A 21,319-nucleotide genomic window follows, 5' to 3' on the forward strand; every position below is an offset into this window, starting at 1 on the left:
GGTCTACAAATTAACAAACCAAGCTTCATAGGCAAGCTTAACGGCGAGAATACTTACCACTGTGACAAACACTGGGCGAATAAATTTAGCACCAAATTTGATTGCAGAGTGCGCACCTACAAATGCACCTGCCATAAGGCAAACTCCCATCGTTAAGCCCAATACCCAATCGATATGGCCCAAAATGGCAAAGGTCACTAAAGAGGTAAAGTTACTGGTGAAGTTCATCGCCTTGGCAAGGCCTGAAGCAAGCAAGATGTTTAAGCGATACAGTGCCATTGAACTTACTGTCCAGAATGCACCTGTACCAGGGCCCGCGACGCCATCATAAAACCCAAGAGTAAGTCCTTGCGCAACTTGTTTCTTTTTCAGCTTTGGGCAGGGGTTTGGAGTTTCATTGTTTACATTACTTGGCGTCTTGTGCCAGATGGTGTAAATCGCCGCGCCTAAAATGATCAGCGGGAGAATTTTTTCTAACCATTGGGTACTGATCAAGTCGACGACTAGCGTACCTAATATTGCTCCAACTAAGGTGGCAATAAACGCTCTTCCCCAACACTGAGGTTTAAAGAGTTTTTTGCGATAATAGGTAAATGCAGCAGTCGATGATGCAAAGGTCGCAGCGAGTTTATTGGTGCCAAGCGCAATATGCGGAGGCAAACCCAACGACAATAATGTAGGTACCGTTAACATTCCGCCGCCGCCTGCGACTGCATCAATGAATCCAGCAAGAAAGGCAACCAGTGCCAACACCAACAGCATGGTTGGCTCTAAGAATTCCATATAATTATTCTTCTATTTTATAGGAGGATTTTTATTCTATTACACGTTTAAAGGGTGGCAGAGAGTCGAGCAGGGCACTGCCGTATCGCTTGGTCACTACACGGCGATCAAGGATGATGACTTTACCAGAATCCCTCTCTTTGCGCAGCAATCGACCGACTGACTGAATCAGCTTTTTACTTGCCTCGGGTACGGTGATCTGCATAAACGGGTTACCGCCACGATTCTCAATATATTCGGCATGCGCTTGCTCAACGGGTGAAGTAGGGACCGCGAACGGAATCTTGGTAATAATCAAGTTTTCAAGTAATTCACCCGGAAGATCGAGACCTTCAGAGAAACTCCCCGTTCCAAATAAAATGCTCGTTTTCTGACATTGAACCAAGGTTTTATGTTTATTTAGAATCTCTGTGCGTGATTCTTGCCCTTGAACCTGCAATGCCCAGCCTTTTTTAACGAAACTTGTTGAAAGCGCTTCAGCAACTTGGTTCATCTGCCAATAGGAAGAGAATAAAACCAAATTGGCCTTTTTGTCTTCAATTAGGTTAGGCAATATATCGATAAGATATTCCGTAAACTGAGGTGCCTGAGGTTCGTACTTCATTTTAGGTACGACCAACTCGGCTTGCTTCTGATAATCAAACGGAGATGCAAGAGACAGGAAGCGAACCCCATCATCTGGTTTTTCACTGATCCCTGCTTGGCGACAGAAGAAATTGAACGAGTTGAGCGCCCGCATAGTAGCAGAGGTCAGTACGGCCCCAACACAGCGGCTCCACAACTGTTGATCCAGCTGCCAGCCGACCTCAAGAGGTGAAACATTAACAATGAAATCGCCTTCACGATCTGGGCTTATCTCTAACCAGCGAGCGAGTGGGGCGCCTTTTTCGCGTAATGGTTCTGCCATTAAGTTCCAAACTTGTGCCAAATTATCCATTCTCTGGATATAGAAGCCGAGTTCAGCCAGGGCAGGTTCGGCCAATCGGTTGGCCAACTCGCCATCTTTTACCCGCTCAGAGATAAGGTCAGCAATTTTAGCAACGGCCTGAGCTCCTTTCTGAGTCAATTTCTTAAGCTCTTTCGACTCTTCCTCAAGCCAGTTTGGAAGCTCGCCGTTTTCAAAGCGGTAAATTTTCTCTTCAAAATGATTGGCGTCAAAACGTGTTGATAGCTGGCTTAATGATGGAATCAATTGCTGTACAGAGTCTTGTAGCTCGTTTCTAAAACGGGCGACACGCTTCTCTTCTGCCATATTGGCGAATTTGGTCACTGACTGATTTAGGCGTTCGAGCCAACTTGCTGCGCCTTTTAAACTTGCAGCAGCAGAAGAGTGATCACGGGCCACATGGGGAAGGTGGTGCGCTTCATCAAAGACATAAATGGTGTTTTCTGGTTCAGGTAGGATTACACCACCACCTAGGTCAGCATCGGCCATCACCAAACTATGGTTAGCGATAATGACGTCTGCTTTATCTAGCTCTGAACGTGCTTTTTGAAACGGGCAATCACGGTGAGCGGGCATTCCGTTGTTACAGCTATGCTTATCACTCACGATCAGTTGCCAAATCTCATCTTTGATTGGTTTTGGCCAAGAGTCTCGGTCACCATCCCACTTATTTTGTGCTAGCGCTTTATACATGCGCTCGAGTAGCTCGACATCTTTCTTTTTTGGTTTGCTATCGAACATCGCTAGTTGGCCACCATCAGCTCCGCATGCTGAAGCTAACTTTTCGGCACAGCAGTAACGTTGACGCCCTTTCGCCAAGATAAATGAGAACTCTCGATCAGTAATGCGTCTATATAAAGGAAGGTCTTTATTAACCAGTTGTTCTTGCAGTGCCACTGTAGCGGTGGAAATGACCACTTTCCTATTATTGAGAACTGCAACAGGAATTGTCGCCATTAAATAAGAGAGAGATTTACCGATACCAGTCCCAGCTTCCGCGACAATTATGCGGGTCGATTTGTGATATTCACCACAAAGTGTTTTGGCGATTTCCGCAACAAGATAGTTCTGAGCTCGACGAGGTACAAAGTTTTCTAGCTGTGACTGAAGGTTTTGATAACTAGAACGGATAGATTGCTGGATTTTACTGGTAATCATATTGTGACCTATGTTGCGGGTGCCGCATCATAGCACACTTTGCTAAACACTACTCAGTTCACGAAATAGAATCCTTTATAGCTAAATGTGGATCTTGTTCACAAAAAAAAACTGAACCTTCAAATACTTAGAATTAATTCTAAATGTAAAAAATATATCACGCTAAATCATTGTGTTTTGCAGATAAAAACTCTGTAATTTGTTTTTGTTTATTGGCTGCATGGAGTTAAATTCCAAATGTTGGTTTTTAGATTTACTGGTATTACCACAATGTTTTAGGTTTGAGATAGCTCGTATTTTATTCTGATAAATGTGTAAACCTTTGTTTTGTAATGTTTTTATGTTTTTTTATTAATGTTTTTTAGAATATTTGACAGGCCGAATAATCTTTTGCAATCTAGACCCCGAAATTTAGTGGCGATGACATCCAGCCCGATTAAGAGGTAGGAGTCATCATCAAAAAACATAAAGGGAACCGGGCAAGGATTTCCCATTCTATAGAAAAGGCAGTGGATTATTATGAAAAAGACTCTAGTAGCTCTTTCAGTTCTAGCAGCATCAGCTTCAGCAACAGCTGGTTTCGAAATTTACAACCAAGACGGTGTTTCAGTTAACCTTGGTGGTGACATCGAAGTTGTTTACGTTAAAGGTCTTGAGAAAGACACTAAAGCTGAACAGCAAATTCAAGATGCAGACGTTGCTCTAGACGTTCGTTACGCAGTAAGCGACAGCATCCAAGTTGGTGGTTTCTGGCAGATCAACGATGTTGGTGTTGATAACGATGGCGGCAACGCTGGCGATGCATACGTAGCTGTTTACTCTGATTCTTTCGGTTCTGTTAAAGTTGGTCGTACTTGTTCAGCTCTAGATGACGCTGGTATTGGTTCGGATTACCAATTCGGTCTAACTACTTTCTTCGAAGATTCTGAAGTTTACTGTGCTGATGAAATCATCCGTTACGACGTTGATAAAGGTAACTTCTACGGTACTCTAGCTATCGTTCAAGACGTAAACGGTAACGAGTCTCTAGCTCCTAGCTCAACTTACTTTGACGGTGCTCTAGGTTACCGCGTAGCTGATTTCGACTTCGTAGGTTTCTACGGTCAAGGTGATGTTCTAGACGGTGCTGATAAAGTAGAGCAAACTACTTGGTCTGTACAAGCTAAATACAACGGCATCGAAAACGTTGCTCTAGCAGTAGCATACTACGACATGATCGGTAAGCCACTAGTAGGCGAAAAGTCTGACACTGACACTATTGCATTCGCAGCTACTTACACAATGGAAAAAACTACGTTTGCAGCGGGTTACTCTGTATCTAGCAGCAACCAAGAGCTATACGGTAACGACACAAACGGTAACAACATCTCTGAGAAAGATCACGATGCTTGGTACGTAAACGCTGGTTACGCTATCGCTCCTAACACAACTCTATACGCTGAAGTTGGTGCAGGTAACGGCTACACTGAAACAGACGTTGCTGGTGTTTACACTAAAGACGAAACTGGTTACGCAGTTGGTGTTAAAGCATTCTTCTAATCTTAGTTGAATTAGCTATCATAGAAGCCACCCATTAGGGTGGCTTTTTTAATTATTATATTTCAGGGAATCATTATGAAACGACACTTAACTCTATTAGCAATGTTGGTTACTGGCAGCGCATCCGCCGCTTCTATCGAGCCACAAGCTGGCGTTGAAGTTCTATTTATCGATGGCGTAAAAGTTGAAGATAAGCGTGAAGTGTCAGACATTCAGACTGGCCCAGTACAGCTGGTTGTTAAATACACGAAAAAGCTCAAAGATAGCGGAAAAGAGCGAGTATTTGATTCTTCTCCTTATGTTATTAGTATTGATGCACCTGATGCAGATCTAACGATCAGTGCGCCTAAGCTATATAGCTATAGTCAAGCAAATACACATTTCAAAACTGCTCCTGAATGGAAAGTTGAAACTGAATCTGGCAAAAATATCTCTTACTCACAAGAAGCTCTAGACCGTGGCGATGGTATTTTTCCATACTATGACATGCCTAAATTGGTTCGCGAACATAACGAAAAACGTGGCCTAGTGGTTGGTTCTGGCGCAGCGCTTGCGGCAACGGCACAAGACGCGAAAGCAACCGTAGTTGAAGTTGCCGAGACTGGCGAAAAGAAAGTGGTTCAGCTTGAAACAACCAACCTTGACCAACTAAAAGCTTGGTACCTAAAATCTTCTAAAGAAGAGCGTAAAGAATTCCGCCGTTGGATGATTGATCAAGAGTAATTATCTAAAGGCAAAAATAGAAAGGCTTCCTAAATTGGAAGCCTTTTTAGTTTTTAGAGCGTAAAAAGTTACTGAAAACAGTCTGGACTGATTAATGCGGTTTCAATCGCATTGACGAGCTTTTTAATATGCTCTGGTTCACTAATGAATGGCGGCATCATATAGATCAGTTTGCCGAACGGCCTGATCCAAACACCTTGATCCACAAAATGAGCTTGGATCTTCTCCATATTGACTGGGCGCGTAGTTTCTACAACGCCAATTGCCCCAAGCCAACGCACATCTTCTACAAGATCATATTGTGTCAGTTTAGGTAGCAGTTCAGCAAAAAGTTGCTCTATTTGATTCGTTTGCTGTTGCCATTGATTAGTCGCGAGAAGGTCCATACTGGCTGTTGCAACAGCGCATGCCAGCGGGTTGCCCATAAAGGTTGGGCCATGCATAAAGCAACCTGCTTCGCCTCCACAAACGGTATGAGCGATTTCGCTAGAGGCAAGGGTGGCAGACAGCGTCATGTAGCCGCCTGTTAGCGCTTTACCAACGCAAAGAATGTCTGGTTGGATTTGTGCATGTTCACACGCAAACATCTTCCCTGTACGGCCAAAGCCTGTCGCGATCTCATCTAAGATCAACAGCACGCCAAATTGATCGCACAGATCTCTTACCCCTTTCAAAAAGCTTGGATGATAGATTCTCATTCCGCCCGCGCCTTGGACAATTGGCTCTAAGATCACAGCAGCGATCTCTTTGTGATGCGTAGCGAGCTTGTGCTTAAAGTCATCTAAGTCGGAATCATCCCACTCTTGCCAGTAACCCGTCTTTGGCGACTGAGCGAAGATATGTTCAGGAAGAAAGCCTTTATATAAAGAGTGCATCGAGTTGTCAGGGTCGGTAACAGACATCGCTGCGAATGTGTCACCATGGTAGCCATCTCTCAGCGTTAAAAACTTTGGTCGTTGTTCACCTTTGGCATGCCAATACTGCAATGCCATCTTCAAGCTTACTTCAACCGATACCGAACCTGAATCGGCTAAAAACACATGCTGTAAGTTATCTGGTGCGAACGAAAGCAATTTCTTACACAAAGCTATCGCGGGTTCGTGGGTAATCCCTCCAAACATCACATGAGAGACTTTGTCTATTTGGCTATGAGCCGCTTGGTTCAAATAGGGGTGATTGTAGCCATGAATCGCAGACCACCATGAAGACATCCCGTCGACAAGCTGCTTATCGTCCTCGAGTTCTAGCAATACACCTTGGGCAGATGTCACAGGGTAGCAGGTCAGAGGTGTGAGTGTTGAAGTGTAAGGATGCCAGATATGACGGCGATCAAAAGCGAGATCCATGTGCAATTCCAGAAAATTTGTAGATTAAATTTTAATCAAATGTAAACTTTTGATTTTTCATTGTGTTGACAGTCTACATTGTGTCAGTAGACTAGCCAAGTAATCAAACCAACAATAATTAAAGGAAAGCACGTGGAAGTACGTCACAACTGGACTGTTGCCGAAGTTCGAGAGTTAATGGACAAACCGTTTATGGATCTCCTATTCGATGCGCAAGTGGTTCACCGTCAGTATCAGCAACATAACCATGTTCAAGTAAGTACGCTTTTATCGATAAAGACGGGCGCCTGTCCAGAAGATTGTAAGTACTGTCCTCAAAGTGCCCGCTACACGACGGATATTGAGAAAGAACGTTTAATGGAAGTCGAGCGCGTTTTAGATGCCGCACAAAAAGCGAAAAACGCAGGTTCAACGCGATTCTGTATGGGTGCAGCGTGGAAAAACCCGAAAGAGCGCGACATGCCTCATCTGACTGACATGATTAAAGGTGTGAAGGGTATGGGGTTAGAAACCTGTATGACGCTGGGTATGTTGACTTCAGAACAAGCGCAGTCGCTCTCTGATGCGGGCCTTGATTACTACAACCACAACCTTGATACCTCTCCTGAATTTTACGGCAGCATCATTACTACACGTACCTACCAAGACCGTCTAGATACCTTGTCTCACGTTCGTGATGCAGGAATGAAGATCTGTTCTGGTGGCATCATCGGCATGGGTGAAAGCGCAAGCGATCGAGCAGGTCTATTGGTCGAGCTCGCAAACCTACCGACTCACCCTGAAAGTGTGCCAATCAATATGTTGGTAAAAGTAAAAGGAACGCCGCTTGAAGAAGTGGAAGATGTAGAACCTTTTGACTTTATCCGTCTTATCGCGATTGCTCGTATTATGATGCCAATGTCTGCTGTTCGTTTGTCGGCGGGTCGTGAAAATATGAATGAACAAATGCAAGCGCTCTGCTTTATGGCGGGGGCTAACTCAGTCTTTTATGGTTGTAAGCTCCTGACTACGCCAAACCCATCAGAAGACAAAGATATGCAGCTTTTCGACAAGTTGGGTATTAACAGTCAACAAGTTTCTCAAAAGCCTGACGAAATCGAAGAGAATGATCTCCTAGATCGTGTCGTAGAGCGAGTAGCGGCGCGACCGACAAAAGACGATCTTTTCTACGATGCCAGCGTTTAATACTCGTATCTCTCAAGCGCTTGTTGAAAGAAACCAGCAAGGGCTTGGGCGAAGTCTTCGCACGATTGATGGCGGAAACACCCCTTACCTAAGCCACAACGCTCAAGATTTTGTTAACTTTTCTAGTAATGACTATCTGGCTCTAGCCAGTGATAGTGAATTAACAAAGGCTTGGCAAGATGGGCTGACTAAGTATGGCAATGGCAGTGGTGCATCTCCGTTAGTCACTGGCTTTAGCTCTGCTCACAAAGCGCTTGAAGACAACCTTTGTCAATGGCTCGGCTTTGATAGGGCGATTCTGTTCAGTTCTGGTTTTTCGGCTAACCAAGCGTTGCTTTTCTCTTTGTTGAAAAAGGGCGATTTATTGCTGCAAGACAAACTGAATCACGCTTCATTGATGGAGGCGGGCATGTTATCCCCAGCGACGATGAAACGCTTTAAACACAATGATACGACTCATCTTGAGCGATTATTAACATCGAACGCTTTGGTTGTGACTGAAGGGGTATTCAGTATGGATGGCGATCGCGCTCCACTTGCTGAAATCCATCGTCTCACTCAGGGTAGAGCTTGGTTAGCGGTAGATGATGCACACGGTATTGGTGTACTTGGCCAACGTGGAGCAGGTAGTTGCAGTGCCGCCGATATCAAACCTGAAGTTTTAATCGTAACCTTCGGTAAAGCGTTTGGGTTGTCTGGTGCTGCCATCATGTGCTCTGATGAACTGGGCGACTATTTAACGCAATTCGCACGTCATCATGTCTATTCAACAGCAATTCCGCCTTCTCAAGCGGTGGCGCTTAACCATGCAGCATCGATGATTCAAACGCAACAATGGCGTCGGGATAAACTTGAAGAGCTCAGTGCCCATTATCACTCTGTGTTATCCAACGTAGAAGGTTATCAATCAACATCGACTCCGATTAAGCCGTTCATTATCGGTTCGTCTGAAAATGCGCTGACTGTTGCGGAATCATTAAAACAATCGGCACTATGGGTGACTGCGATTCGACCGCCAACGGTTCCCACTGGCAGTGCGAGGCTTCGCATCACGCTAACCGCACAACATGAGAAGCACCATATAGATAGGTTGTCTGAAACGTTAAAACAGTCGATGAAAAGGTTAAATTGATGGAACAAGCAGTAATAGATGATATCAATGTTTGGCCGCACAAATCCGCTATTGCAGAAGCGTTTGGTCGTGCCGCTCGTACCTATGATCAGCACGCCGCATTTCAGCGAGATGTCGGTGAGCGTCTACTTGCGAAGATGCCGCCTGATTTGACGGGAAAAACCGTACTCGATATTGGTTGTGGCACAGGGTATTTCTCCAAATTGTTGTTAGAGCGCGGTGCTCATGTGGTCTGTTTTGACTTATCAGAGCAGATGCTAGAAACGGCAAAGGAGCGTTGTGGCGATGAAAAGGTGACGTTCCAACAAGGTGATGCCGAACAGCTTCCATTTAGCTCCAATAGCTTTGATTTCGTGTTTTCGAGTTTGGCATTGCAGTGGTGTGATGATTTGTCAGTGCCTCTGCGAGAGATAAAACGTGTTTTGAAGCCGACAGGGATTGGCTATTTGTCTACGTTGCTCGATGGATCTCTCTGTGAACTTAAGCAGGCGTGGGCCAAAATTGATTCATATCAACACGTCAATGAGTTTATCTCGACCAATCAGGTAAAAATTGCGTTAGCGCAATCTGAATGCCATAACCATCATCTAGACTTAGCGGCCATTACGGTTTGGTATGATTCTGCGTTTGCTTTAATGCGCGATCTTAAAGGCATTGGAGCAACTCATGTAAATGGGCGTGCACATGGGCTTACAGGGCGAAAGGCGTTAGTTCAAGTCGAGCGAGAATATCAAACTTATCGAAATCATCAGGGTCTTCTACCTGCAACATATCAGGTCTGTTTAGGGGTTATTAATCAATGATTGATGCATTTTTTATTGCGGGTACGGATACCGATGTTGGAAAAACAGTTGCTTCAAAAGCAATTTTAAACGCGTTAGCTGAAAAAGGGCTAAATACGATAGGTTACAAACCAGTTGCAGCGGGCAGTGACAAAACAGAGAACGGCTTTCGCAACTCTGACGCTCTTTTTCTGCAGGCTGCAGCAACGGTTGACGTTGAATATGATGATGTTAACCCATACGCACTTGAGTTGCCTGCATCACCACATATCGCAGCTCGACGCGAAAATGTCGCGATTGAGTATTCGGTATTGAGTGACAAACTGGCGCAACACAAACAAAACTCAGACATTGTCTTGGTAGAAGGTGCAGGTGGTTGGCGTGTACCTGTTTCAGAGAACGACTGTCTTTCTACTTGGGTTCAGCAAGAGAAACTGCCAGTTGTGTTAGTAGTAGGTATTAAGTTGGGCTGTCTGAGCCATGCAATGCTTACGCTTGATGCGATTAAAGCCGATGGTCTTGAAGTGATTGGCTGGGTCGCAAACCGAGTCAATCCAGGCACAGAACACTACGCAGAGATTATTGAGATGCTTGAGCAAAAAGTGGACGCACCTAAAATTGGTGAGATTCCTTATGTTCCTGCAGTGAAGCGTCAAGGTCTTGCCAAGTATATTGATGTGTCACCACTGTTAAATCGTGACTAGAAAGTCTATTTGATTCAAACGAAAAGGGCTGCCAATTTGGCAGCCCTTTTAGTATCCGTCGTCTACTTGTCTTGATTCAGTCCCATTAGAGCAGACTGAGTCTCAATGATTCGTTTCTGAGTTTTGTCCTCTGCAGAAATCCCTAGCTGCTTTTTCGCCTCTTCTTCTGACAGGCCTAGGTGGCAGCACAACAAATCAATAGCCATTTGATAGTCGTTAGTTTCAACCATGATTCCGTTCCTTTGCTACATGGATTTTTAATCTGACCTAAATCTATCATGAAAAAGGATGAGAGCAATACGACCAAAGTCTAAGGAGTCAGAATGGAGTTTATGGAAAGGCTCGATAGCATTCATTCTGATGATATCTGTAACCCTATTGCCGCCTATGTTGATAAGTAGAAACTAAATGTTTCAATTTGCTGCTTAACCTTGTAATTAAAAGGAATAGACTATATCTATATGCTTAGATAGAAGCTGGCGAGTTGATAAACGTCAGTAATAATAAAATGCTTCCGTTTTTGGAGAAAAGTAATGAAGCGAGTAATGTTATTCCTTATCACCAACTTAGCTGTTGTTCTGGTATTGAGTGTTGTCCTTAACATTGTTTATGCAGTGACGGGAATGCAGCCTGGTAGCCTTTCTGGTCTATTGGTGATGGCGGCAGTGTTTGGTTTTGGTGGTTCTTTTATCTCTTTGATGATGTCGAAAGGTATGGCACTGCGTTCTGTTGGCGGTATGGTGATTGAAAGCCCACGTAATGAAACAGAGCATTGGCTACTAGAAACAGTTCGTCGTCAATCAGAGCAAGTGGGTATTGGTATGCCAACGGTCGCTATTTATGACTCGGCGGATATCAACGCATTTGCTACAGGTGCGAAACGCAATGACTCGCTGGTCGCTGTATCAACAGGCCTGCTACATAATATGACGCGTGATGAAGCTGAAGCGGTGCTTGCACATGAAGTTAGCCATATTGCCAACGGTGACATGGTGACCATGACATTGATGCAAGGTGTGGTGAATACGTTCGTGATCTTCTTATCGCGCTTTATCGCCAATATTGTTGCTTCAAATGACAATGAAGAAGAAGGCGGCAGCAACATGATGGTTTACTTTGGTGTGAGCATGGTGCTTGAGCTGGTCTTCGGTTTCCTAGCAAGCTTTATTACTATGTGGTACAGCCGTCACCGTGAGTTTCATGCTGATGCAGGCGCAGCGCAGCTTGTTGGCAAACATAAGATGATCGCAGCACTTGAGCGTTTAAAGATGGGGCAAGAGTCTCAGCTAGAGGGCTCAATGATGGCCTTTGGTATTAACGGTAAGCAGTCGATGACTGAACTACTGATGAGTCACCCACCACTAGATAAGCGAATCAACGCTCTTCGTAATTCGTAATTCATTCATCTAATCTATTGAAAAGGCTTGGTTTATTACCAAGCCTTTTTTTGATCTATTCTAAATCTCCTCACGTACAACTTCTCAAAAAGTTATACAAAAAAATATTTGTACAACTTTCTATATTCATCTAAGGTTATATTAATTGTACAAAATTAACTGATGTACAACTACGAGGGGAAGTGAATGGATGTACAAACGGTAGGGGCGGTATATCAGCAACTCAACAAGTCTAGCTTGTACTTGCTGTCTGATATTTACCACCAAGAAGTGGTGTTTGAGGATGCAGCACATCGGTTAGAGGGGTGGGATGCTCTCAAAAGCTACTTCGAGTCCCTTTACGCCAACGTAAAACGCTGCGAGTTTACGATTCAAGATCATCAGCAAACTGGTGATAGTGGGTTTTTGACGTGGCAGATGGCCTTGGAGCATCCGAAATTATCCAAAGGGGCGGTGATTTACGTCAACGGTGTTAGTCACCTCAAGTTCTCTCAAGGGCGAGTGATCTATCACAGAGATTATTTTGATCTTGGAGAAATGTTGTATGAAAACCTTCCTCTATTGGGCTCTGTAGTAAAAACGATCAAACAGAGGCTAGGGCAATGAATACGGTACTGATTACAGGTGCGACGTCGGGCATAGGATACCAACTTGCGAAAGATTACGCGCTTGATGGGTACACCGTCATTGCGTGTGGGAGAAACGAGAGAGCGTTAAGCGAGCTCACGCAGTTCAATGCAAACATATCGGCGCTTGCTTTTGACTTAACAGATAAAGAGCAGACACATGCGGCATTAACGTCTCTCCCTGCAATGCCAACCACTTGGATTTTTAACGCTGGCGACTGTGAATACATAGACGATGGTCAGCTTGACGCAGCGCTGATTCACCGCGTCTTCAATATCAATGTGATTGGTTTAGCAAACGCGATTGAAGCGAGCCAACAACATTTTTCTGCAGGTCACCAAGTTGGCATCGTAGGCTCTATTGCTAGCGAGGTCGCATTGCCTAGAGCGGAAGCTTACGGCGCATCAAAGGCTGCAGTGAGCTACATGGCACGAACCTTACAAGTCGATCTGAAACCCAAGAATATCGATGTATCAGTGATTTACCCCGGGTTCGTCAAAACGCCTCTTACTGACAAAAACACTTTTGAGATGCCGATGCTGATTTCAGTGGAACGTGCATCTCAAGAGATCCGAAAGGGTCTTGAAGCTCGAAAAACACATATCTATTTCCCTCGAAAATTCACCACGATTTTACGTTTGATTGGCTTACTGCCATACCGTTGGCAAAACGCTATTACTTCCAAACTCGTCGCTCAAGGATAAGGACATAACAATGAAAATAGCAATCATAGGGACTGGAATATCTGGCTTAACGTGCGGCTACTATTTACATAAGCAGCATGGCATCACTTTGTATGAGGCAAACGACTATATTGGTGGCCATACTGCAACGGTAGATGTTGATATAGATGGTAAGAACTTCTCCGTCGATACAGGGTTCATCGTCTACAACGACAGAACTTACCCAAACTTCATGGCTTTGATGGAAGAGATTGGCGTTGAAGGCAGACCCAGTCAAATGAGCTTTAGCGTTCGTAATGACAGCAATGGCCTTGAATATAATGGGCATACTGTTTCAACACTCTTTGCCCAGCGCCGAAACTGGCTCAACCCTAAGTTCTACTCATTTATTTTTGAAATCTTACGCTTCAATCGAATGGTCAAAGAGGTAGCCAATGCGCCTAGCCATGCTGATGTGACGCTCGGTGACTTCCTAAACCAACACGGCTTCAGTGATTATTTCAGCGACAATTATATTCTCCCGATGGGGGCGGCAATTTGGTCTTCAACGTTAGCGGACATGCGTGCATTTCCCTTAAATTTTTTCGCACGATTTTTCCTTAATCATGGCCTATTAGATGTGACAAATCGTCCTCAGTGGTACGTGATAAAAGGTGGTTCAAGAGAATACATCACGCCGCTAACCAAAGGGTTCAAAGACCGTATTCGTTTGAACAGCCCTGTGCAGTCGGTGACTCGTGACAAAGCGGGTGTGACGATTGTGTCTAACGGTAAGACGGAACGCTATGACCAGGTTGTTTTCGCCTGCCATAGTGACCAAGCAAAAGAACTACTGGATGACGCGTCTGTTGTTGAAAATAGTGTTTTAGGGGATCTTGCCTATCAAGGTAATGAAGTTGTTTTGCATACCGATGAAAGCCTTCTTCCTAAGCGTAAAGCCGCCTGGGCATCATGGAACTATTGGTTAGATGGTAGTGAGAGTGAGCAATCTCGCGCACCAACGCTGACCTACAATATGAACATTTTGCAGCACATCGATGCGCCTAAGACGCTTTGTGTCTCTCTCAACAGCAGTGACCAAATTGACCCAGATAAAGTCCTCAAGCGTTTCCTTTATCATCATCCTGTGTTTACCCGTCAATCAATGGCTGCACAGTCGCGTCGAAGCGAGGTTAACGGTGTCGCCAATACATGGTTCTGCGGTGCTTATTGGTATAACGGCTTCCATGAAGATGGTGTACGCAGTGCTCTTGATGTAGTGCGCGGCATTGATACTTTGTCTCATAATCTTTCCCATCAGGGAGCGGCTTAATGAGTAGCCATTTACTCGTCGGAGAGGTAAGGCATCGCCGCTTTACGCCGGTGGAACACGCACTGAACTATCCATTGTTTATGCCATGTTTGGATCTTGATGAGTTGGATGATTTAGAGAAGAACGTGCGCGGATTCGGTAAGCGATGGTTCCACTGGGCAAGATTTAAACGTGAAGATTACCTTGGCGAAGGGGACTTAAAACATGCGGTCCAAGATAAAGTCTATCAGCTGACGGGTGTCCGTGTTTCAGGCCGTGTTGAAGCGGTGGTTCATCTTCGTTATCTAGGAATCTATTTCAGCCCGGTTAACTTCTATTATCTATATGATGAAGAGGGTAAGTGGCGATATCTTCTTGCTGAGGTAAGTAATACGCCTTGGAATGAAAGACATTACTACGCTCTGGATGCTGAAGACGAAACGACTTGGAATCATGCCAAGCAATTTCATGTCTCGCCGTTTAACCCGATAGAACAACAGTATGTCTGGCGCATTAAGCCTCTTAACAAGCAATTATCGATTCATCTTGAGTGTCATCGAGATAACAAGGAGTTTGATGCAACCTTAAAAATGGCAAAGCAGCCATTTAATTCTAAAGTATTAGTTAAGCATCTGATCTCGACGCCAGTCATGGCAGTAAAAGTCACTACAGGTATCTATTGGCATGCGTTCAAGCTGTGGGTTAAGGGAGCGCCTTTCTACTCTCACCCAAAATACAAAGATGGGAACGACGATGAAAGTCACCCGAGCGTAAACGTAGAAAAATAATAAGGAAATAAAGCAATGATCAACTCAAGCACACTTCCGTTGCCCAAGCCGCTTACCTCGGTTCAGAAAACAGCGCGTAATATTGCTTTTTCATGCTTATACAAGCTTCAAGTTGGCTCTTTAACTATCGTAGAGTCTTTTGATGGAGAAGAATCTCATCAGGTTAGAGAAACATTCGGGCAAAAGAACAGCGGTAAACCCAATGCGCTGATTGAGGTTAAGAATCCAGCCTTTTATGCCCGCCTGTTAAAAGGTGGCAGTATTGCCGCTGGTGAGGCGTATATGGATGGCTGGTGGGATAGTCCTGATTTGTCAGCGTTAATGGAATTGATGGCGCTGAACTTAGGGGCTCTGGATTCAATAGAGAGTCGTTCGTCATTGCTCTCTAAGTTGGCATACCAGGTAGGTCATTGGCTAAACCGAAATACCGTGACCAACTCTGCCAAAAATATCGAAGCGCATTATGACCTTAGTAATGAGCTCTACGACACTTTCCTTGATGAGCGCATGCTTTATTCGTCGGCTGTATTCAACACGTCGACTGACACGTTAGAGCAGGCGCAAATCAATAAAATGGATAGACTTTGTCAGCAGCTGCAATTGACCGCTTCAGACCACGTGATCGAGATAGGAACTGGCTGGGGTGCAATGGCGATTTACATGGCGGAAACCTATGGTTGCCAAGTGACAACCACAACGATATCTGAGCAGCAGTACCAATATGCTAAGCAGCAAATTGAGGCGAAAGGCTTGTCTGAAAAGGTTACGCTACTTAAACAGGACTATCGTTTACTTGAGGGTAGTTACGATAAGTTAGTTTCGATAGAGATGATTGAAGCGGTGGGCAAGCAGTTTCTTACCTCGTACGTACAGAAGTGTCAGTCATTGCTTAAGCCGGGCGGTCTGATGGCCATCCAAGCAATAACTATCGCTGATCAGCGTTATGACTACTACAGCAACAACGTCGATTTTATCCAGAAATATATATTCCCAGGTGGTTTTTTACCTTCGATCACTGCTTTAACTCAGACTACGACACAACATAGTGACCTCATTCTGCGTGATTTGTTCGATATCGGGCAAGATTATGCGAAAACACTCCGCTGTTGGTATGAGCGTTTCAACAGCCAATTATCTAGCGTGCAGGAATTAGGTTTTGATGAGCGTTTCATTAGAATGTGGAACTACTACTTCTGTTACTGTGAGGGTGGCTTTAAAGCGAAGTCAATCAGCACTGTTCACATGACATTTCAGCGACCTCAATAAGAGATGTAGACAGTGAAGCGCTTGTTACTAATATCAACGTGGTTCCAGGTCATATGGTTTATGGCTGTGCTTGGAAGTTACTCATTGCAATACGTTACTCTGGCTTTCGCAGTGTTAACGTTAGTGATTTCTGTCGCTATGACTGATTTGCCATGGGGCAAAGTTCTTGTTGTTATTGGCATAGGTGTGTGCGTTGACTTTATCAATACCTATACAGGTGTTTTTGAGTTCACTGAAGCGGGTTTCCCTCTATGGTTACTCGCGCTATGGGTCGCTTTTGCGTGGTACGCATATTTTTTAACACCAATTTTGATTCGTTATCCATTAATTGCCGTATCTATAGTTGGGAGTGCTGGTGGTGTACTCAGTTACATCGCTGGCAGTAAACTGGGCGCAGTGGAACTTGGGCTTCCTATCTCACTCACTAGTCTTATCTTGGCTATAGAATGGGCGCTCATGATAGCCATTATTATCAGGGTATATGGACATGAACAAACTAATGGTAATCGCATGCTTGGTTTGGATAAGTAGCGCAGCAAATGCGACTCAGCCAAGCAGTAACGAATGGCGTGGTTGGGCAACGGTCGGAGAAGCGCAGCTGTCTATGCTCTTTTTCGATATTTATCAGTCAGAGCTTCTTTCTCCTAGTGGCTCTTACTCTGTAGAACAAGACGTCACGCCTCACCCTTTGGCGTTATCTATCACCTATCAACGTGATATTTCGCAAAAGCAGTTACTCGATGCAACGGTAGATCAGTGGCAAAAGCTTGGTTTTAATGGAACTGACACCGTTCTGTGGGCTGATACTCTATCCACTATCTTCCCTGACATCGAGGAAGGGCACAATATCACCTATGTGACCAATGGGCAGCAAGGGCAGTTCTTTCACGCAGACCAAGCGTCTAGCTCTAAGTTGATAGGCGTGATCGAGGATGAAGCGTTCAATGATGCTTTCCTTTCTATCTGGCTGTCGCCAAACACTGATTACCCAAAACTTAGACAAGGTTTAATAGGAAATAATCGATGATCAAATCCTTTTTTATTGCGCTTTTCGCTATCGTTCTTTCACTCGCCTTGATTGGCTGCAGTAGTGACTTAGATGACTATAAGACTTCTGGGCCAGAATTTGCCCTGTTCGAGTATTTCCAAGGTTCAACAGTCGCTTGGGGAATGGTTCAGGACTACACTGAAAAACAGACCCGTCGTTTCGAAGTTAAAATCGAAGGCAGTGTAGAGGGTGATACGTTGACGCTTGTTGAAGATTTCGTATTCGATGACGGAGAGGTGTCGCAGCGCATTTGGATAATTGAACGTAAGGAAGATGGCAGCTACTCAGGAAAGGCGGACGATATTATTGGCGAAGCCACGGGTAGGGAAGTCGGCAACGCCCTGCAATGGCAATATGATTTTGAGCTACAGCTGGATGATTCAACAGTGGTTGTTGCGTTTGATGATTGGTTATATCGCCAAGATGATAAACATGTTTTTAACCTGACTAAGATAAAGAAATTTGGTGTCGAGGTAGGGCAAATCACTTTATTCTTTCAGAAAGTCTGAAGGGAAGAAAACAAAAAGGGTTGATGCTTACACATCAACCCTTTTTAATTTTCGTACTTTAAAGCAATTACAGCTTATCAGTTAGCTCGATAGCTTGACCGATGTAGTTTGCTGGAGTCATCTCTTTAAGACGTGCTTTCTCGTGCTCTGGAAGCTCAAGTCCATCGATGAAGTTACGCATTGCTTCGCCATCCACACGCTTACCACGAGTTAGCTCTTTTAGCTTCTCGTATGGCTTCTCGATGCCGTAGCGACGCATTACAGTCTGTACAGGTTCTGCTAGAACTTCCCAGTTTTGGTCTAGTTCTGCTAGAAGAGCATCACGGTTAACTTCTAGTTTGCTAATGCCTTTCAGAGTAGACGTGTACGCGATGATTGCGTAACCAACACCAACACCTAAGTTACGTAGAACAGTCGAGTCCGTTAGGTCACGCTGCCAGCGAGAGATAGGCAGCTTCTGTGCAAGGTGGCCAAATACTGCGTTTGCAAGACCTAGGTTACCTTCAGAGTTTTCAAAGTCGATTGGGTTTACTTTGTGAGGCATTGTTGATGAACCGATTTCACCAGCAATTGTCTTCTGCTTGAAGTGGCCTAGAGCGATGTAACCCCAAACGTCTCGGTCAAAGTCGATTAGAATCGTGTTGAAACGAGCAACGGCATCGAACAGTTCAGCGATGTAATCGTGCGGCTCGATCTGAGTTGTGTATGGGTTCCAAGTTACGCCTAGAGACTCAGTGATGAACTCTTCAGAGAACTGGTGCCAGTCTACTTCTGGGTAAGCAGAAAGGTGAGCGTTGTAGTTACCTACTGCGCCGTTGATCTTACCTAGAATCTCAACGTTAGCGATTTGCTTGTATTGACGTTCCATACGGTACGCAACGTTTGCCATCTCTTTACCCATAGTAGAAGGAGAAGCTGGCTGACCGTGTGTGCGTGACAGAAGAGGAATGTCGCGGTATTCAACAGCAAGTGCTTTGATAGCGTCGATGATGTTTTTGATTTCAGGAAGAATCACGTCGTCACGAGCTTCTTTAAGCATTAGAGCGTGAGACGTGTTGTTGATATCTTCTGAAGTACATGCGAAGTGGATGAACTCGTTTACAGCGTGAAGCTCAGGAACACCAGCTACTTTCTCTTTAAGGAAGTATTCAACAGCCTTAACGTCATGGTTAGTTGTGCGTTCAATCTCTTTGATACGCGCTGCGTCTTCTTCTGAGAAGTTTGCTGCTAACTCATCTAGGAACTTGTTTGCTTCTGCGCTGAATGCAGGTACTTCTGTGATTGCATCTGTAGCTGCAAGCTTTTGTAACCAACGAATTTCAACGATAGAGCGGTACTTTAGTAATCCAAATTCACTAAAGATGCTGCGAAGTGCGATAGTTTTGCTTCCGTAACGACCGTCTACTGGTGAAACAGCAGTCAATGCTGACAGTTCCATGATGTTCTCCTGAAAAATTGAGTTTCGAAATTTTGTGAGCTTTATACCAGTATCTTACGCGTTTGTCACGCATATTGCGCAAACGTTTGCGTGATGGTTGTGTAGGTATAAAGAAACAGCTCGCGACAAGGCGCGAGCTGTAAGTAAATTATGACATTCTAGCCAATAAAATCTGTGCTTGTTCTAACATCTTCTTACGGCCAAAAATAAGGTGGCGGCGTTTACCACCAACTTGACGCCAAAGAACGGCACTGCGGATACCTGAAAGCAGAAGGGCACGAACTTTGTGTTGGTTCGAAGTTTGTTGCAGCACTGATGGAGTACCTGTCACTTGGATGCGAGGACCGACAGGGCTGATAACGTCTAAATAGACGCTAGCAAGATTGCTCATCATCTGCTCATCAAGTAGATCAAAATGGTCAAGCTGACGTTCAAGCATTGAGATGCGATCACCAAGCTGTGACATTGCATCATTGCGAGTCTGAAGTTTACGCTCCAGAGCCATTAAGCTAATGATGTATCGGGTGATTTCGCCGCCAGCAGGGCTGCTATCTAGACCTTTAACAAAGCACTCTAGACCAAGCTTTAGATCGCTTTCACGGCCATAAACACCAACCGTGTTGGATGGGGTGGTGTTTAAGATTGCTTTCAGAGAGGTTTCAAACGCGTCCGAGTCACAGTGACCGTTTTTTGCGACTTGTTGAACCAAGGCGACAGCTTGGCAGATTCCAGCAAATGCGATAGTTCGGTCATAAAGTGTGTTAGCCACGTAATAGTACTCCTGATGTTACGATTAAATGCGTTCTTCGATGATACCACCACCAAGGCAGACTTCATCTTTATAGAAAACAGCAGATTGTCCCGGTGTTACAGCAACTTGAGGCTCGTCAAAAATAACTTTGATGTTCTCATCATCGATAGGGATGATAGTACATGGGATATCTGTTTGACGGTAGCGTGTTTTTACAGTGCATTGTAACGGTTCTTGAATCGCAGCACGATCTACCCAGTGCAACTGTGAGGCAATCAAGCCTTGCGATTTTAGGATTGGGTGATCTTTACCCTGCACCGCAATCAGTACGTTACGTTTTAGGTCTTTATCGCCAACGAACCATGGTTCTTCGTTACCGCCGCCGCCTTTTGTGCCACCGATATGTAGACCTTTACGTTGACCAAGCGTGTGGTACATCAAGCCATTGTGCTTACCAATTACTTTGCCTTCAGGCGTTTCAATATTACCCGGTTGAGCTGGTAGGTAACGACCTAGGAAATCTGTGAATTTACGCTCGCCGATAAAACAGATGCCAGTTGAATCTTTCTTTTTCGCAGTGATAAGGTCTTGTTCTTCTGCAATGCGGCGTACTTCTGGCTTTTCAAGCTCACCTACAGGGAACAAGCTGCGTGCAACTTGATCACTGCTCAGTGTGTATAGGAAGTAGCTCTGGTCTTTGTTGCCATCAAGGCCACGAAGCATTTCAGGCTTCTTACCTGCATCCAACTCCGCTTGCGTAGGGAAGGTGCGGCGAACATAGTGACCCATTGCAATGTAGTCTGCATCAAGCACTTCATCCGCAAATTCTAGGAATGCTTTAAATTTGATCTCTTTATTACAAAGAATATCTGGGTTTGGTGTACGACCTGCTTTGTATTCAGCCAAGAAGTATTCGAACACGTTGTCCCAATATTCAGCTGCAAAGTTGATGGTATGTAAGTGAATGCCTAACTTGTCACAGACGGCTTGCGCATCGGCAAGATCTTCAGCTGCTGTACAGTACTCTTCGTTATCATCTTCTTCCCAGTTCTTCATAAACAGGCCTTCTACTTGGTAGCCCTGCTGTTGAAGAAGATATGCAGAAACAGATGAATCAACACCGCCGGACATGCCAACGATGACTTTCTTTTGACTGTTATCAATACAGTTGTCAGACATTACTAAACACCACTTAATTTAACTGGAGGCAGATTTTAGCAGAA

Annotated in this window: 22 protein-coding genes; 15 read left to right on the top strand and 7 right to left on the bottom strand. The window is 44.6% G+C overall.

Annotated features, from left to right (window positions below; translation table 11 throughout):
* Positions 1–3: 3 nt before the first annotated feature.
* Positions 4–783, bottom strand: a complete 780-nt coding sequence (locus F0231_RS07245) for a TSUP family transporter (RefSeq protein WP_171759047.1) — start codon at positions 781–783, stop codon at positions 4–6.
* Between the two features lie 31 nt (positions 784–814).
* Entirely contained in the window at positions 815–2,887 is a 2,073-nt protein-coding gene (gene dinG / locus F0231_RS07250) for an ATP-dependent DNA helicase DinG (protein WP_171759048.1), read from the bottom strand.
* 519 nt (positions 2,888–3,406) lie between these two features.
* Here dinG and F0231_RS07255 point away from each other — a divergent pair.
* Positions 3,407–4,426, top strand: a complete 1,020-nt coding sequence (locus F0231_RS07255; protein WP_171759049.1) for a porin — start codon at positions 3,407–3,409, stop codon at positions 4,424–4,426.
* Between the two features lie 75 nt (positions 4,427–4,501).
* The gene (locus F0231_RS07260) at positions 4,502–5,149 is read left to right on the top strand and encodes a DUF2057 domain-containing protein (RefSeq protein ID WP_171759050.1); all 648 of its coding nucleotides are present in this window, start codon (positions 4,502–4,504) and stop codon (positions 5,147–5,149) included.
* Between the two features lie 68 nt (positions 5,150–5,217).
* Here the strand turns inward: F0231_RS07260 and bioA are convergent, their stop codons facing one another.
* The gene (bioA, locus tag F0231_RS07265) at positions 5,218–6,495 is read right to left on the bottom strand and encodes an adenosylmethionine--8-amino-7-oxononanoate transaminase (protein WP_171759051.1); all 1,278 of its coding nucleotides are present in this window, start codon (positions 6,493–6,495) and stop codon (positions 5,218–5,220) included.
* Between the two features lie 132 nt (positions 6,496–6,627).
* On the opposite strand from bioA, the gene bioB reads away from it, so the two are divergent.
* The 4 genes from bioB to bioD are packed head-to-tail and all read left to right on the top strand — an operon-like array spanning position 6,628 to position 10,298.
* Entirely contained in the window at positions 6,628–7,680 is a 1,053-nt protein-coding gene (gene bioB / locus F0231_RS07270) for a biotin synthase BioB (RefSeq protein ID WP_171759052.1), read from the top strand.
* A complete protein-coding gene (bioF, locus tag F0231_RS07275) occupies positions 7,667–8,812 on the top strand; it encodes an 8-amino-7-oxononanoate synthase (RefSeq protein WP_171759053.1) in 1,146 nt (381 codons plus the stop codon). The genes bioB and bioF overlap by 14 nt, the downstream gene beginning before the upstream one ends.
* Positions 8,812–9,615: a malonyl-ACP O-methyltransferase BioC gene (gene bioC, locus F0231_RS07280; RefSeq protein WP_171759054.1), complete on the top strand. Its 804-nt coding sequence runs from the start codon at positions 8,812–8,814 to the stop codon at positions 9,613–9,615. Before bioF ends, bioC begins: the two co-directional genes overlap by 1 nt.
* The gene (gene bioD, locus F0231_RS07285; RefSeq protein ID WP_171759055.1) at positions 9,612–10,298 is read left to right on the top strand and encodes a dethiobiotin synthase; all 687 of its coding nucleotides are present in this window, start codon (positions 9,612–9,614) and stop codon (positions 10,296–10,298) included. Before bioC ends, bioD begins: the two co-directional genes overlap by 4 nt.
* A gap of 62 nt (positions 10,299–10,360) precedes the next feature.
* Here the strand turns inward: bioD and F0231_RS07290 are convergent, their stop codons facing one another.
* Positions 10,361–10,528: a hypothetical protein gene (locus F0231_RS07290; protein ID WP_171759056.1), complete on the bottom strand. Its 168-nt coding sequence runs from the start codon at positions 10,526–10,528 to the stop codon at positions 10,361–10,363.
* Between the two features lie 303 nt (positions 10,529–10,831).
* Here F0231_RS07290 and htpX point away from each other — a divergent pair, with 303 nt between their 5' ends.
* The 9 genes from htpX (at position 10,832) to F0231_RS07335 (ending at position 17,907) form a co-directional block, all read left to right on the top strand.
* Entirely contained in the window at positions 10,832–11,695 is an 864-nt protein-coding gene (htpX, locus tag F0231_RS07295; RefSeq protein WP_171759057.1) for a protease HtpX, read from the top strand.
* A gap of 186 nt (positions 11,696–11,881) precedes the next feature.
* Positions 11,882–12,301, top strand: coding sequence for a nuclear transport factor 2 family protein (locus tag F0231_RS07300; protein ID WP_171759058.1), 420 nt, complete (start codon positions 11,882–11,884; stop codon positions 12,299–12,301).
* On the top strand, positions 12,298–13,026 hold the full coding sequence (locus F0231_RS07305; RefSeq protein WP_171759059.1) for an SDR family oxidoreductase: 729 nt from the start codon (positions 12,298–12,300) through the stop codon (positions 13,024–13,026). Before F0231_RS07300 ends, F0231_RS07305 begins: the two co-directional genes overlap by 4 nt.
* A gap of 10 nt (positions 13,027–13,036) precedes the next feature.
* Positions 13,037–14,317 carry an NAD(P)/FAD-dependent oxidoreductase gene (locus tag F0231_RS07310; protein WP_171759060.1) on the top strand — a complete coding sequence of 427 codons (1,281 nt, stop codon included), beginning with the start codon at positions 13,037–13,039 and terminating at the stop codon, positions 14,315–14,317.
* On the top strand, positions 14,317–15,084 hold the full coding sequence (locus F0231_RS07315) for a DUF1365 domain-containing protein (protein ID WP_171759061.1): 768 nt from the start codon (positions 14,317–14,319) through the stop codon (positions 15,082–15,084). The genes F0231_RS07310 and F0231_RS07315 overlap by 1 nt, the downstream gene beginning before the upstream one ends.
* Before the next feature lie 15 nt (positions 15,085–15,099).
* Positions 15,100–16,350: a cyclopropane-fatty-acyl-phospholipid synthase family protein gene (locus F0231_RS07320; RefSeq protein WP_171759062.1), complete on the top strand. Its 1,251-nt coding sequence runs from the start codon at positions 15,100–15,102 to the stop codon at positions 16,348–16,350.
* Positions 16,351–16,362: 12 nt separating this feature from the next.
* Positions 16,363–16,881: a DUF2878 family protein gene (locus F0231_RS07325; RefSeq protein WP_171759063.1), complete on the top strand. Its 519-nt coding sequence runs from the start codon at positions 16,363–16,365 to the stop codon at positions 16,879–16,881.
* Positions 16,838–17,377 (top strand): chalcone isomerase family protein, encoded by a 540-nt coding sequence (locus F0231_RS07330; RefSeq protein ID WP_171759064.1) that lies wholly within the window; start codon positions 16,838–16,840, stop codon positions 17,375–17,377. The genes F0231_RS07325 and F0231_RS07330 overlap by 44 nt, the downstream gene beginning before the upstream one ends.
* Complete coding sequence (locus F0231_RS07335; RefSeq protein WP_171759065.1) at positions 17,374–17,907, top strand: DUF3833 domain-containing protein; 534 nt, start codon at positions 17,374–17,376, stop codon at positions 17,905–17,907. Before F0231_RS07330 ends, F0231_RS07335 begins: the two co-directional genes overlap by 4 nt.
* Positions 17,908–17,974: 67 nt before the next feature.
* On the opposite strand, the gene purB is transcribed toward F0231_RS07335, so the two are convergent.
* The 3 genes from purB to mnmA form a co-directional block, all read right to left on the bottom strand.
* Positions 17,975–19,345, bottom strand: coding sequence for an adenylosuccinate lyase (gene purB / locus F0231_RS07340; protein ID WP_171759066.1), 1,371 nt, complete (start codon positions 19,343–19,345; stop codon positions 17,975–17,977).
* A gap of 148 nt (positions 19,346–19,493) precedes the next feature.
* Complete coding sequence (hflD, locus tag F0231_RS07345; RefSeq protein WP_171759067.1) at positions 19,494–20,114, bottom strand: high frequency lysogenization protein HflD; 621 nt, start codon at positions 20,112–20,114, stop codon at positions 19,494–19,496.
* Positions 20,115–20,138: 24 nt separating this feature from the next.
* A complete protein-coding gene (gene mnmA / locus F0231_RS07350) occupies positions 20,139–21,275 on the bottom strand; it encodes a tRNA 2-thiouridine(34) synthase MnmA (RefSeq protein ID WP_171759068.1) in 1,137 nt (378 codons plus the stop codon).
* Positions 21,276–21,319: the final 44 nt, after the last annotated feature.

The sequence above is a fragment of the Vibrio sp. RE86 genome (assembly GCF_013114545.1).
GTDB lineage: Bacteria > Pseudomonadota > Gammaproteobacteria > Enterobacterales > Vibrionaceae > Vibrio.